The 13,872-nt window shown below is 71.8% G+C and carries 11 protein-coding genes; 3 read left to right on the forward strand and 8 right to left on the reverse strand.

Annotated elements, in window-relative coordinates; all coding sequences use genetic code 11:
• Positions 1-8: 8 nt before the first annotated feature.
• Complete coding sequence (locus J2X26_RS07545) at positions 9-515, forward strand: GNAT family N-acetyltransferase (RefSeq protein WP_307491130.1); 507 nt, start codon at positions 9-11, stop codon at positions 513-515.
• Here the strand turns inward: J2X26_RS07545 and J2X26_RS07550 are convergent, their stop codons facing one another.
• The 3 genes from J2X26_RS07550 to J2X26_RS07560 all read right to left on the reverse strand — a co-directional run bounded on the left by J2X26_RS07550 (position 516) and on the right by J2X26_RS07560 (position 3,375).
• Positions 516-1,568: an LLM class flavin-dependent oxidoreductase gene (locus J2X26_RS07550; protein ID WP_307491132.1), complete on the reverse strand. Its 1,053-nt coding sequence runs from the start codon at positions 1,566-1,568 to the stop codon at positions 516-518.
• Between the two features lie 55 nt (positions 1,569-1,623).
• Positions 1,624-2,895, reverse strand: a complete 1,272-nt coding sequence (locus tag J2X26_RS07555; protein ID WP_307491134.1) for a Glu/Leu/Phe/Val family dehydrogenase — start codon at positions 2,893-2,895, stop codon at positions 1,624-1,626.
• An 87-nt stretch (positions 2,896-2,982) separates the two neighbouring features.
• Positions 2,983-3,375, reverse strand: coding sequence for a hypothetical protein (locus J2X26_RS07560; protein ID WP_307491136.1), 393 nt, complete (start codon positions 3,373-3,375; stop codon positions 2,983-2,985).
• 217 nt (positions 3,376-3,592) lie between these two features.
• Here J2X26_RS07560 and J2X26_RS07565 point away from each other — a divergent pair, with 217 nt between their 5' ends.
• Positions 3,593-6,874: a bifunctional proline dehydrogenase/L-glutamate gamma-semialdehyde dehydrogenase gene (locus tag J2X26_RS07565; protein WP_307491137.1), complete on the forward strand. Its 3,282-nt coding sequence runs from the start codon at positions 3,593-3,595 to the stop codon at positions 6,872-6,874.
• Positions 6,875-6,931: 57 nt separating this feature from the next.
• Here the strand turns inward: J2X26_RS07565 and J2X26_RS07570 are convergent, their stop codons facing one another.
• From J2X26_RS07570 to J2X26_RS07590, 5 genes are all read right to left on the reverse strand, one after another.
• Positions 6,932-7,972, reverse strand: coding sequence for a LacI family DNA-binding transcriptional regulator (locus J2X26_RS07570; protein WP_307491138.1), 1,041 nt, complete (start codon positions 7,970-7,972; stop codon positions 6,932-6,934).
• Between the two features lie 157 nt (positions 7,973-8,129).
• The gene (locus J2X26_RS07575; protein ID WP_307491139.1) at positions 8,130-9,044 is read right to left on the reverse strand and encodes a carbohydrate ABC transporter permease; all 915 of its coding nucleotides are present in this window, start codon (positions 9,042-9,044) and stop codon (positions 8,130-8,132) included.
• Entirely contained in the window at positions 9,041-10,048 is a 1,008-nt protein-coding gene (locus J2X26_RS07580; protein WP_307491141.1) for a carbohydrate ABC transporter permease, read from the reverse strand. The genes J2X26_RS07575 and J2X26_RS07580 overlap by 4 nt, the downstream gene beginning before the upstream one ends.
• 88 nt (positions 10,049-10,136) lie before the next feature.
• The gene (locus J2X26_RS07585; protein WP_307491142.1) at positions 10,137-11,438 is read right to left on the reverse strand and encodes an ABC transporter substrate-binding protein; all 1,302 of its coding nucleotides are present in this window, start codon (positions 11,436-11,438) and stop codon (positions 10,137-10,139) included.
• Positions 11,439-11,725: 287 nt separating this feature from the next.
• Entirely contained in the window at positions 11,726-12,268 is a 543-nt protein-coding gene (locus tag J2X26_RS07590; protein WP_307491144.1) for a DUF2505 domain-containing protein, read from the reverse strand.
• A 100-nt stretch (positions 12,269-12,368) separates the two neighbouring features.
• Between J2X26_RS07590 and J2X26_RS07595 the strand changes: the two genes are divergently transcribed.
• A complete protein-coding gene (locus J2X26_RS07595) occupies positions 12,369-13,850 on the forward strand; it encodes a sensor histidine kinase (RefSeq protein WP_056024611.1) in 1,482 nt (493 codons plus the stop codon).
• The last annotated feature ends 22 nt before the right edge of the window (positions 13,851-13,872 follow it).

Here is a 13,872-nt window from a genome sequence, read left to right on the forward strand (position 1 = left end):
GCCGAGGCGTGGAGGTCATCCGTGGCGCTGACGCGCACGACGTCCGTGCGATCTGCGAGTTCGGTGATTCGCACGTCCGACCGCACTACACGCCGCTGATCGGTGCGCGTGCCGCGGACGCGCAGGTGGCCCGATGGTGGAACGAGGGACAGATCGTTGCCGCCGTGTCCGGAGGGCTGGTCGTCGTCGCGGTGTCGGACGACCACGTCGTGGGAGTTGCCCAGCTCGGGCGGGACGGCGTCGACCACGTCATCTACAAGCTCTACGTCGATCCCCGGCACAGGAGCCACGGGCTCGGCCCACGACTGATCGAGGCCCTCGTCCTGCGCCTGCCGCCGGAGGCGAGCCGGTTGTGCGTCGAGCACTTCGCGAGCAACGAACGGGCTGGGGCGTTCTACGAGCGCGAGGGCTTCACCGTGGAACGGACGGAACCCAGCGGGGTCGGCGATCCGGCGCTCGACGTGGTGTGGCGCGCTCGGACCCTGCCCCGAGCGAGCGTGCTGCCGGACAGCTAGTCAGGCGGCGACCACGTCCGACGGCCAGCGCGCCGCGACCTGCTCCAGGGTGTGCACCCGGGTCGCCACGTCGAACGCCGTGCCGGTGATCATCAGCTCGTCGGCGCCGGTCCGTGCGACCAGCGCGTCGAGCTCGTCGACCGCCCGGTCCGCGGTCGTCGCGACCTGGGTCCCGGGGACGCGCGCGAAGAAGTCGGCCGCGGCCACGGGGTCGAGGGCGTCGAGCTCGCGGGCGGCGTCCTCGGGGGACACGATCGGTCCCAGCGGTCGGCCGGTCCGCAGCGACAGGGCCATGACGCGGCTGGGTCCGGCCAGGTACTGCGCCTCGTCGTCGGAGTCCGCGACGAGCACCGAGGCCGAGACCATCAGGCGCGGTTCGTCGAGCACCGGCGACGGACGGAACGCGCGGCGGTAGGCGTCGGCGGCCTGCAGCGTGTGGCCGGTGTTGAAGTGGTGCGCGTAGCTGAACGGCAGGCCCAGCGACCCGGCCAGCTCCGCGCTGAACAGACTGGAGCCCAGCAGCCAGACCTGCGGCGACGACGTCGCGACCGGGGTCGCGGACAGCCGGGAGGCGCGCAGCGACGGCGCCCGACCGGGGAGGTCCTGCCCGAGCAGGGCGAGGACGTCGATGACCTCCGCCGGGAAGTCGTCGGCCCCCAGCCCTTCCACCGTGCGCCGCAGCGCCGCGGCCGTCATGGGGTCCGCCCCGGGCGCCCGGCCGATGCCCAGGTCGATGCGACCGGGGTGCAGCGCCTCGAGCATGGCGAACTGCTCCGCGACGACCAGCGTCGGGTGGTTCGGCAGCATGACGCCGCCGGAGCCGAGCCGGATACGGTCCGTCGACGCCGCGAGGTGCGCCAGGAGGACGCCCGGGGACGTCGACGCGACCGCCGGCATCGCGTGGTGCTCGGCCACCCAGAACCGGGCGTAGCCGGCGGCGTCGGCGGCGCGGGCCAGGGCGGTCGTCGCGGCGAGCGCGTCGCCGGAGGTCTGGCCGACGGCGACGGGGGAGGTGTCGAGCACGGACAGGGGCACAGGGTTGCGACGGGTCACCTCGTCAGCAACACCTGTACCCCCGTCCGTACTCCCGGGACGACTTCCGGGACGGTCAGGGGTACAGGCCGCGGATCTGGTGCGCCTCGGCGACGCGTCGGACCCCGATGGTCAGCGCCGCGTCGCGCAGCGAGATGCCCTCGGCGCTCGCCACGGCAGCGACCGCGCGGTGGGCCGTGACCATCCGGTGCTCCAGGCGGTCCTCGATCTCGCGCTCGGTCCACCAGTACGCCTGGTTCGCCTGCACCCACTCGAAGTACGACACGACGACACCACCGGCGTTGGCCAGGATGTCCGGCACGACGACGACGCCGCGCTCCGCCAGCACGCGGTCGCCCTCATGCGTCGTCGGGCCGTTGGCGGCCTCGACGACCCACCGCGCCTTGACCCGGCCGGCCGCCTCGGCGTCCAGGACACCCTCGACGGCGGCCGGGATGAGCAGGTCGACGTCGAGCGCGAGGAGCTCGGTGTTGTCGATCGGCTCGCCGCCCTCGAAGCCGACCACGGTGCCGGTCACCGCGACGTGCCGCTCGAGCCCGGCGATGTCGAGGCCGTCGTTGTGCATGACGCCGCCCTGCTCGTCGCTGACCGCGACCACGCGGGTGCCCGCGTCGTGCAGGAAGCGGGAGGCGTGCGAGCCGACCTTGCCGAAGCCCTGCACCGCGGCGCTCACCTCGCGCAGCTGCACGCCCGCGTCACCCAGCGCGGCGGCCGCCGAGTGAACGACGCCACGCGACGTGGCGGTCGCGCGCCCGAGCGAGCCACCGACCGCGAGCGGCTTGCCCGTGGTGACCGCGGGGATGGTGTAGCCGAGGTTCACGGAGTAGGTGTCCATGACCCACGCCATGGTCTGCTCGTTGGTGCCGATGTCGGGCGCCATGATGTCCCGCTCGGGGCCGATGATCGGCATGATCTCGCTGGTGTAGCGCCGGGTGACACGCTCGAGCTCGGCCTGGCTGTACAGCCGCGGGTCGATGGTGACGCCGCCCTTGGCACCGCCGTACGGCACGTCGACGACCGCACACTTCCAGGTCATCCACATGGCGAGCGCCCGCACCTCGTCGACGTCGACGCCGGCCGAGTAGCGCAGCCCGCCCTTGCCCGGGCCGCGGGAGATGTTGTGCTGCACGCGGTACCCGGTGAAGAGCTCGATCTCGCCGTCGTCCCGACGCAGGGGGACAGCGACGTTCATCTCGCGCCGGGGTGTGGCGAGCATGCGGTGGAGCCCCTCGGTATAGCCGAGGATCTCGACTGCACCGGCAAGCTGTGCCTTGGCGGTGGCGAGGGGCGTGGTCTGTTGCGGGGTCTCCGCTGTGAGGTCCGTCACGTGCACACTGTGGCATCCCACGGCGCTGCATCACGAGAGGACCGACAGGCGAGCCGGGCGTGTCCGACCTGCGGGCAGTGGAGCGTGTCAGCAGATCTGCGCGTCGTCGATCGGCTTCACGACGGAGCCGCCGAGGTGTCGCGAGTGCCGCGCCGGGACGAGGACGCACGTGCCGAACGTGCCGTTGAGGTAGACGGCCTTGACGAAGATGTCCGTCTGCCGGCAGTTGTAGACGCGCACCGTGTAGTACGTCGGGTGGTTGACGTAGACCCCGGTCAGCCACTTGCAGAACTCCTCCTCGCCCTCGATCGTGGCGAAGGGCCGCACGACGCCTCCGGTGCCCGTCTGGACCTCGAGCAGCGCAGGGTCGAGGCGGTCGCCGGCGACGGACGGTTCGGCGGCGGCGATGCCGCCGCCGAGGAGGGTCAGGGCGCTCAGGACGGAGACGAGAGCGCGTCGGGTGCGGGCAGGTGTGCGCATGTGGCTTCCCTCGGGGTCGACGGTGGCGTCGGCTCGTCCGCCCCGCGGCGGACGGATGGTTCACCCTGACGACTGCCGAACGGGTGGTCAACCGGCATCCGGGCGACGGACGTCGCACGGAAGGCCCTTGACAGCCAGACTGAGCCCAGGCCGGACCCGGCCCACGAGCACACCGAGCTCGGCCGCGACCCGGCCGACCGGCGGACGAAGGAGCAGCATGTCGACGACTGACGACGTCACCGAGGACGCGATCCGGCTGGCCCGGTCCTGGCTCTCGGCGACGGCGGAGGGCCAGACGGCCAAGGAACGGCGCACGACGGGGCGCTTGGCGGACCTCGTCGCGGACCCGGCAGGGCTCGAGCTCGCGGTGCGGTTCGTGGACCGTGTGGCTCGCCCGCAGGACGTCCGGGTGGCTGCCCGGGAGCTCGCCGCTCTCACGTCGGGCGCAGCTGCGGGCTTCCTCGGCCCGCTCGACCGGGCGATGCTCGGGGTCGGGGCGCTCGTCGCGCCCGTGCTCCCCGACGTCGTCGTGCCGGCCGCCCGGCTGCGTCTGCGCAGCCTCGTCGGCCACCTGGTCGCCGACGACGGCCCCGGCCTGGCCGCGCACCTGGCGGCCACCCGCGCCGAGGGCTTCCGGCTCAACCTCAACCTGCTCGGTGAGGCCGTCCTGGGGGAGCGCGAGGCGGCCGCCCGGCTGGCGCGCGTGACGGCCCTGGTGGAGCGGCCCGACGTGGACTACGTGTCCGTCAAGGTGTCGGCGGTGGCCAGCCAGCTGTCCACGTGGGACACCGACGGCAGCGTGGAGCGCGTGGTCGAGAGGCTGCGCCCGCTGTACCTGACCGCGGCCCGGCACGGCACCTTCCTCAACCTCGACATGGAGGAGTACCGCGACCTCGCCCTCACCGTGCGGGTGTTCGAGCGCCTCGTCTCGGACCCGGAGCTCCTGGGCGTCGAGGCGGGCATCGTGCTGCAGGCCTACCTGCCGGACGCCGCCGACGCCTTCGACGAGCTCACCCAGATCGCGACCGCCCGCCGCGCGGCCGGTGGTGCCCGCCTCAAGGTCCGCCTGGTCAAGGGTGCCAACCTGGCCATGGAGCAGGTGGAGGCCGAGCTGCACGGGTGGTCGCAGGCTCCGTACGGCTCGAAGGCGGACGTCGACGCGGCCTACCTGCGGCTGGTGGACCGGGCCCTCGACCCGGCCCGGACGGCCGCGCTGCGGGTCGGGATCGCCAGCCACAACCTGTTCCACGTCGCCGCGGCCCACCTGCTCGCGCAGCGGCGGGGCGTCAGCGAGGCGCTCGACGTGGAGATGCTCCAGGGCATGGCGCCCGCGCAGGCGCGTGCCGTGCGCGACGAGGTCGGGGCAGTCCTGCTCTACACGCCGGTCGTCGCCCGGCACGACTTCGACGTCGCGATCTCCTACCTGGTGCGACGGCTCGAGGAGAACTCCGCGAGCCAGAACTTCCTGCACGCCCTCTTCGCGGAGGGTTCCGCGATGGACGCGCAGGAGGAGGCGTTCCGCGTCGCCCTCCGTGACCGGGACGAGCCGTCGACCGCGGCCCGGCGCACCGCGCGACCGTACGCCGACGCACCCGGGACGGGCCCCTTCGCCAACACCCCGGACACCGACCCGGCCGTCGCGGTGGCGCGCGTCTGGGCGCAGAGCCTCGTCGACCGGGACGTGCCGGTACCGCCCGGCGCGGTCACGGTGTCCACGGCGGCGGAGGTCGACGCGATCGTCGCGCGTGCCGTCTCGGCGCAGCCCGCGTGGGCCGCGACGCAGCCCGCGGACCGTGCTCGGGTGCTGCACGCCGTCGCGGTCGCCCTGGAGGACGCGCGGGCGGACCTCGTCGCGACGATGGTCCACGAGACCGGCAAGACCGTCGCGGAGGCCGACCCGGAGGTGAGCGAGGCGGTCGACTTCGCCCGCTACTACGCCGACCGTGCGGCCGACCTCGCCGACGGCGTCGTCCCCGGCGCCGTGCACCGGCCGGCAGGGCTGACCGTGGTCACGCCCCCGTGGAACTTCCCCGTCGCGATCCCGGTCGGCTCGGTCCTGGCCTCCCTCGCCGCGGGCAGCCCGGTGCTGGTCAAGCCGGCGCCGCAGGCACCGCGGTGCGGGCAGGTCGCGATGGCCGCGATCCAGCGCGGTCTCGACGATGCCGGCGCGCCCGGCGGCATCCTCACGGTCGTGCTGAGCCCCGAGGGTGACGTCGGACGCCGGCTCGTCGCCCACCCGGACGTCGCCCGCGTCGTCCTCACGGGCTCCATCGAGACCGCGCAGCTGTTCGCCGGCTGGCGGGCCGACCTCGACGTCCTGGCCGAGACCTCCGGCAAGAACGCCCTGGTCATCACGCCGTCCGCGGACGTGGACCTCGCGGTCGCCGACCTGGTGCGCTCCGCGTTCGGGCATGCCGGGCAGAAGTGCTCCGCGGCGTCGCTGGCGATCCTCGTCGGCTCCGCGGGCCGTTCCGACCGGCTGCGCCGCCAGCTGGCCGACGCCGTGGCGTCGCTGCGCGTCGGGCCCGCGACCGACCTGGGCACGGCCGTCGGGCCGCTGACCGAGCCGGCGTCCGGCAAGCTCCTGCGCGCCCTGACCACCCTCGACCCGGGGGAGTCGTGGCTGGTCGCCCCGCGGAAGCTCGACGACGAGGGCCGGCTGTGGAGCCCCGGCGTGAAGTTCGGCGTCGCGCCCGGGTCGTGGTTCCACACCACGGAGTGCTTCGGACCGGTCCTCGGGATCATGCGCGTCGAGACGCTCGACGAGGCGATCGACCTGCAGAACGCCGTCGCCTTCGGTCTCACCGGCGGGCTGCACTCGCTCGACGAGGCCGAGATCGACCACTGGCTGGAGCGCGTCGAGGTCGGCAACGCCTACATCAACCGGCACATCACCGGGGCGATCGTGCAGCGCCAGCCGTTCGGCGGCTGGAAGGCCTCCACGGTCGGTCCCGGCGCCAAGGCCGGTGGCCCCCACTACGTCGCGCAGATCGGCGACTGGCAGGACTCCGCCGACGTCCCGCAGGACGACGCCGCCTGGCTCGCCTGGGCGCAGGACGACGATGCGCGCGTGTGGGCGGACGAGCTCTCGCGCGAGCACGACCCGTCGGGCTTGCGAGTCGAGGCCAACGTCCTGCGCTACCGGCGGGTGCCGCAGCTCACCGTCCGGACCGGCTCCGACGCGCCGGCCCGGGAGGTCGACCGGGTGTGCCACGCCGCACGGACCGCCGGGGTCCGCGTGACCGTGAGCGATGTGTCCGGCGAGTCCCACGAGGCGTTCGCCGCGCGGGTCCGCTCCGGCGGCGTGACCGGCCGCGTCCGCGTGGTCGGGTCGGCACCCGGCCTGCGCGAGGCCGCGGCGACCCGCGTCGGCGAGGTCACCGTGCTCGACGGACCCGTGCTCGCCTCCGGCGCGCGGGAGCTGCTCACGGTCGTGCGCGAGCAGGCGGTGAGCCGGACGCTGCACCGCTTCGGGCACGTCCCGCCGACGAGGGACTGACGATGCGCAGAGGGCCCGGTGGACGATGTCCACCGGGCCCTCTGCGTCTGCCAGGTTCTACGCCGAGGCGCGGATGACCAGCTCGGGAGCGAAGATCAGCGGCGGCGACGCCGGTGCGCCGTTCAGCTGGTCGAGGAGACGCGCACCCGCGGCCCGGGCCATCGCGACGACCGGCTGGATCACGCTGGTCAGCGGGGGAGTGGTCGACGCCGCGACCCCGAGGTTGTCGTACCCGACCACCGCGATGTCGCCGGGGACCTCCTTGCCGTGCTCCGCCAGCACGCTGAGCGCTCCGGCCGCCATCAGGTCGGAGGCGATGAAGATCGCGTCGACATCAGGGAACTTCGCGAGCAGCTCGCGCGCCGCGATGGTGCCGGACGCCATCGTGAAGTCCCCGCGCACGACCGCGTCGTCCGACATGCCCGCCGCGCGGATCGCGTTGCGCCAGCCGGTGAGCCGGTCGATGCCGGCCGACATGTCCGCCGGACCGGCGATCGTCGCGATGCGACGGCAGCCCCGGTCGATGAGGTGCTGGGTGGCCAGCCGGCCGCCCTCGACGTTGTCGGTGTCGACGTACTGCACGTCGCGCTCGTCCGCGGAGAGCGGTCGGCCGACGAACACGTTCGGCACCCGGGAGAGCTGCAGCGCCCGGTCGAGCTCGTCGTTCGCGTGGTGCGACACGACGATCGCGCCGTCGACGTGACCGTTGCGCAGGTAGCGGACGGTGCGCTCGCTCTCACCCGGGCGGGCGATGACGAGCACGACCTGCATGTCCGAGTCGGCGAGCGAGGAGCTCAGGCCGTTCAGGGTGCCCGCGAAGAACGGGTCGGACAGCACGCGCTCGTCGGGCTCGGGCACCACGAGGGCGATCGAGTCCGTGCGCTTGGTGACCAGAGAGCGTGCGGCGCGGTTCGGGGTGTACCCGAGATCGGTCACCGCAGCCTCGACCGAGGCGAGCGCCTCGGGAGACACGCGCAGACCGCCGTTGATGGCGCGGGAGGCTGTTGAGCGTGAGACACCGGCGCGCTCGGCGACCTGCTCGAGCGTCGGCGCGGCGGGCCGCGCGGGGTCCACGTGGACCGGGATGTTGTCGACCACCGTTGGTCTTCCCTCCTGTGGCTGCCGGAGCAGCGATGACGAGCTGGTGATGGGAAAGGCGGGGTGCTCGGGGAGCACCCCGCCTTTCCATCGACCGGGTTTCTGCCACGGTCAGGGGACCATGGACGCCCGGGGCGTGCCAGACAGTGTGCGCGGATCAGCCCTTGACGGCACCCTGCATGATGCCGGCGACCAGCTGACGGCCGGCGATGAAGAACAGGATGATGAGCGGGATCGTCGAGATCGTGACGCCCGCCATGATCAGCGACATGTCCTTGAAGTACGACGCCTGGAGCAGCTGGATGGCCACCGGCAGCGTCGGGTTCTGCGGTCCGAGGACGATGAACGGCCAGAAGAAGTTCGTCCACGAGGCGACGAACGTGAACAGGCCGAGCATGACGGCCGCCGGGCGCGCCGCCGGGAGGGCGATGTGCCAGAACGTCCGGATCATCGACGCACCGTCGACGCGGGCTGCCTCGACGAGCTCGTAGGGCAGGGCCGCCTCGAGGTACTGCGTCATCCAGAACACACCGAACGCGGTGACCAGACCCGGGACGATGACGGCGATGAGCTTGCCGGTCCACCCGAGCTGCGACATGAGGATGAACAGCGGGACGATGCCCAGCTGCGTCGGCACGGCCGTGGTGGCGATGACGAACACGAGCAGGGCGTTGCGGCCACGGAAGCGCAGCTTGGAGAACGAGAACCCGGCCAGCGTCGAGAACAGCACCACGGACAGCGCCGTGATCGTCCCGACGATGATCGAGTTGCCGAGCGCCTTCCAGAACTGGATCTCGCCGTTCAGCACCTTGCCGACGTTGGTGAAGAACTCGCCCTGGGGGATCAGCGACGGGATCGGGTTCTGTGCGATGTACGCCGAGTTCGCCGAGGCGAGCAGGAACGCGTAGTACAGGGGTGCGATCGCCAGGACGATCGCGACCGAGACCAGCGTGTACGTGACCCAGCCCGGCCGACGGTCGGAACCGGCGGCCGTCGAGCGGCTGCGCCCGGCTGAGCGGGCGGCACCACGGCCGGCGGTCTGCCGGATGACCGGCAGGGAGGGGGCGCTCATCGGGAAACCTTCTTCCGCTTGGTCGTCGACGTCTCGGACGAGATCTTCCGCGTGATCGAGAAGTTGATCAGGCCGATGACGACGATGATGAGGAACAGGATCCAGGCGACCGCGGACGCACGTCCGAAGCTCTTCTGGTTACCCCAACCAAGCTCGTAGATGTACATGGTCGTCGTCATCCACTGGCGGCTCGGGCCACCCTGACCGATCTGGTCGAACAGACGCGGCTCGTCGAAGATCTGCAGGCCACCGATCGTCGAGGTGATGACCACGAAGATGATCGTCGGGCGCAGCATCGGCACGGTGACGGAGAAGAACTGGCGGACTCGCGTGGCGCCGTCCAGGACGGCAGCCTCGTAGAGGTCCTTCGGGATGGCCTGCATCGCGGCGAGCAGGATCAGCGTGTTGTAGCCGGTCCACCGGAAGTCGACCATCGTCGCGATCGCGATGTGGCTGGGCAGGACCTGCGCGTGCCAGCCGATCGGGTCGATCCCGATGTAGCCGAGCACCGTGTTGATGAGGCCGGACTTGTCGGCGAAGAGCTTGCCGAAGATGAGGCTGACCGCGACGGGCGCCACGACGTAGGGCAGGAGAACGCCCATCCGCCAGAAGGTGCGCGCGCGCAGGTTCGCGTCGAGGAGCGCCGCGAGCACGATCGCGATGACCAGCTGGGGGACCGTCGACAGGAAGAAGATGCTGAAGGTGTTCCGCAGGCTCTTCCAGAAGTTGGGCTCCTGGACGACGAACACGTAGTTCTCGAGGCCGACGAAGGCACCCTTGCCGCCGATCAGGTTCCAGTCGTGCACCGACACGTAGGCCGTGTACACGAGCGGGAACAGGCCCGTGAGAGCAAACAGGATGAAGAACGGCGAGATGTAGAGGTAGGGCGAGACCTTGACATCCCAGCGACCGAGGGTCTGGCTGAAGCCGATCCGGCGCGGGTTGCGCTCAGGGTCAGGGAGCCGACCACTGTCGAGCTGAGGTGGGGTGGTGGAGGTAGCCATCAGGTGTCCTTCGTGGCGGTGGTCAGGAGCCTACGCTGGCAGGGCCGGGCCGATGGATTGACCCATCGGCCCGGCCCTGTGGCGTGCGTCAGCCGAGTGCGTTGACCGCGGCGATGAAGGTGTCCCACTGAGCAGCGGCGTCACCGCCGTTGACGTCGACCTCGGTCAGAGCCGACTGCATCGCGTCGTTGACGGCGAAGTAGTTCGGGCCCTTGAACGGGGCGACGATGCCCTCGGCACGGTTGGCCAGGATCTGGCCGGCCGGGGCGTTGTTGAAGAACGCGTTCGTGGAGCTGAGCAGCTCGTCCGAGGCGAGCGCCTCGGTCTGGCTCGGGAACGTGCCCTTGTTCTTGTAGGCCTGGAGCTGCTGCTCCGGGGCCGTCAGCCAGGCAGCGAACTTCTTCGCGGCCTCGGTGTTCTTGCCCTGGGCGGGAACGGTCATGAACGAACCGCCCCAGTTGCCGGCGCCGCCGGGGAAGACGTCCGCGATGTCCCAGCCGGTCACGCCGGCCGAGTTGCCCTCGATGACACCGAGCATCCAGCCCGGAGCCAGCATGGTCGCGAAGCCGTCCGTCTGGAACGAGGCGTTCCAGTCGTCGCTCCACTGACCGAGGTGGGCCGACAGGTTGTCGGTGACGGAGGCCGTGGTGACGGCGTCGTAGATCGCCTTCACCTCGGGGTTCTCGGCGGCGATGATGGTGCCGTCGTTGTCCTCGTAGGCGTTCTCGACCTGGTTGATCATGCCCTGGTAGATGGCGCCAGCAGCGTCGAAGAAGGGCTTGCCCGTGGCCTCGGTGTACTGCTTGCCGAACTCGAAGTAGTCCTCCCACGTGGCGTCGGCGCCACCGAGAGCGGCGGCGACCTCCTCACGCGTGGAGGGCAGGCCGGCGGCGGCGAGCAGGTCGCCGCGGAACGCGATGGCCTCCGGGCCGATGTCGGTGCCGTAGCCGAGCAGGATGCCGTCGGGCGTCGTGGCCTGCGCGACCTTCCAGTCGAGCCAGCGACCCTCGAGCGCGGGGTCGGTCAGGTCGACGAACTTGTCCGGGTACTGCATGAGCTCGGGGAGCCAGTCGATCTCGATCATCTCGACGTCCGAGGCACCGGAACCCGACGCGAGGCGCGTGTTCAGGTTGTCGCGGGCCTCGTTCGAGGTCGCGGCCTTCTTGTTCTCGATGGTCACGCCCGGGTTCTCGGCCTCGTACGCCGCGAACATCTCGTCCGTGTACCCGGGCTCGTTGAACGTGCCCAGCGTCAGGGTGATGTTCTCGGAGCCGCCGTCCGAACCCTCGTCGCTCGGCGTGTCCGAGTTGCCGGAGCAGGCCGTGGCGAGCAGGGCGATGCCCGTGACCCCCGCCGCGGCTGCCCACATCTTGCTGGTGGTCTTGCGCACTGTGACTCCCTTGTCAGTCGGACGGCGTCCTCGCCGTACCCCTAGGGCACCCGTCGTCCGCCCGCCGAAAGGGGGCGTGCGAACATCGGGTTGGGCCGTGTGGACCCGGCGCGGTCACGTTCCCTTCCGCAGTGATGCGGGAGCGTTCCCACGCGCTGCGGAGTACTGTCGTCGGCGCCTCAGCGAGTGTCAAGGACGCCGAGCGGAGTAAATGGCGTGGTAGCGATCCCACACCAACGTTTCTGCAGGTCAGAGCGATATGGACATCGGTCCGTGTTACCGAATCGTTACGGCTGCGGCGCCTGGCTGTGACCATCGGCGTGACCGTCCGCGTGATCGTCGATCCACCGGCGTGCCACGTCCTGCTCGACCTCCAGCGCGGAGCGGATCGCGCCCGCCGTGGCCTGCTCGATCGCGGACGCGAACAGCGGCACCGTCGCGCGGAGGTCGCCGTCGTACATGACCGTCGTGGAGCCCGTTCCGGTGGGGGTCAGCGCCGTGCGTCCGCTGAGCCGCACCGGGGCGCCGGCGATCTCGACGACGACCGTCCCGACGCGCGAGCCGTCGGGAGCAGGTGCCTCCCACGCCTCGACCTGCCGGACGTCGATCCGGCTCCCGACGAAGCTCCGCAGGTGCGCCGGGATCTGGTCGGTGGGCAGCGCGCGGCGCGTCGTCACGGTGAACGCGTCGTCCGCGTCCCCGGTCACGTCCACGTGCTGCTCCAGCGCGCCGCTGGCGCGGACCTTCAGGTGCACGTACTCCGGGTCCGCCAGGAGCCGCGCCGCGGCGCGGGCGTCCGTCGGGAGGTCGAGCGTCACGCTCAGTCGCACGATGGGTCCTTCGATGATCGAGTCGGTGGGTCCGAGGCTATCCGCCCACGTCCTGGCCGTCCTGCTCGCCACCCGTCCACCGCCACCTACCCTGGTGCCCGTGTCCACGCTGAGCACCCTCGCCGCTCGATACGCCGCGCTCGATGCTCACGACCTCGAGTGGCTGCACCTGCTGGTCGGTGACTGGCAGGTCCTGTCCGACCTCGCGTTCGCCGACCTCGTGCTGTGGCTGCCGACGACCGACGGCGACTTCGTCGCGATCGCCCAGGCGCGGCCCTCGACCGGCGCGACCGTCCACTACGACGACGTCGTCGGGTCGAGCGCACCGGAGGGTCAGCGCCCGCAGCTGCAGCGGTCGCTCGACGAGCGGGCGGCGCAACGCTCGCGCGAGCCGCGCTGGTTCGGCTCCTACGCCGTGCGCGAGGAGGCCGTCCCGGTGGTCCGGCGCGGCAAGGCGATCGCCGTGCTGGCCCGCCAGACCAACCTCGGCGGCGCGCGGACCCCCAGCCGGCTCGAGCTCAACTACGTCGAGGCTGCCGACGACGTCTTTGCGATGGTCGGCCGCGGCGAGTTCCCGGCACCCGACGCCCCGACCGGCCCGCGCCGCGGAGCCCCGCGTGTGGGGGACGGGCTCGTGCGCCTCAACTCCGAGGGCGAGGTCCTCTACGCGAGCCCCAACGCCCTGTCGTGCTTCCACCGGCTCGGCGTGGTGGGTGACCTGGTCGGACGCTCGCTCGTCGAGGTGACCGCCGAGCTGATCGAGCAGCACGACACCGTCGACGAGTCGATGCCGCTGGTGCTCATGGGACGCGCTCCGTGGCGGGTCGACGTCGAGGCCCGCGGGGTCGCGCTGTCCCTGCGGGCGGTGCCGCTGACCGAGCACGGCCAGCGCGTCGGCGCCGTGCTGCTGTGCCGCGACGTCTCGGAGCTGCGGCGCCGGGAGCGCGAGCTCATCACCAAGGACGCCACGATCCGCGAGATCCACCACCGCGTGAAGAACAACCTCCAGACGGTCGCGGCCCTGCTGCGGCTCCAGTCCCGGCGGGTGGCCTCGCCGGAGGCCAAGGAGGCGCTCGGCGAGGCGATGCGCCGCGTCGCCACGATCGCGCTCGTGCACGAGACCCTGTCGCAGACGCTCGACGAGAGCGTGCCGTTCGACGACCTCGTCGGTCGCAGCCTCCGGCTCGCTGCGGACGTCGCGACGGAGGGCGCGCACGTGCGCACGCTGGTGCGCGGGTCGTTCGGGTCGATCCCCGCGGAGGACGCCACGGCACTCGCGCTCATCCTGACCGAGCTGGTGACCAACGCGGTCGAGCACGGGTTCGAGGGGCGGGAGTCGGGGACCGTCGAGGTCATCGTCGAGCGGCAGGACGACGCCCTGCGGGTCGAGGTCGCCGACGACGGCTCCGGGCTGCCGACCGAGCGCGGCGCCGGCACCGGGCTCGGGACGCAGATCGTGTCCACCCTGGTGACCAACGAGATGCGCGGCACCATCGAGTGGGCCAGCCGCGAGGGTGGCGGGACGTCCGTGATCATCGAGGCCCGGTTGCGTGGACCGCGCGACGCCGCAGCGCTGATCTGACGACCGCGTGCGACCGGTTCCG

The sequence above is a fragment of the Cellulomonas humilata genome (assembly GCF_030814415.1).
Classification (GTDB): Bacteria; Actinomycetota; Actinomycetes; order Actinomycetales; family Cellulomonadaceae; genus Cellulomonas; species Cellulomonas humilata_A.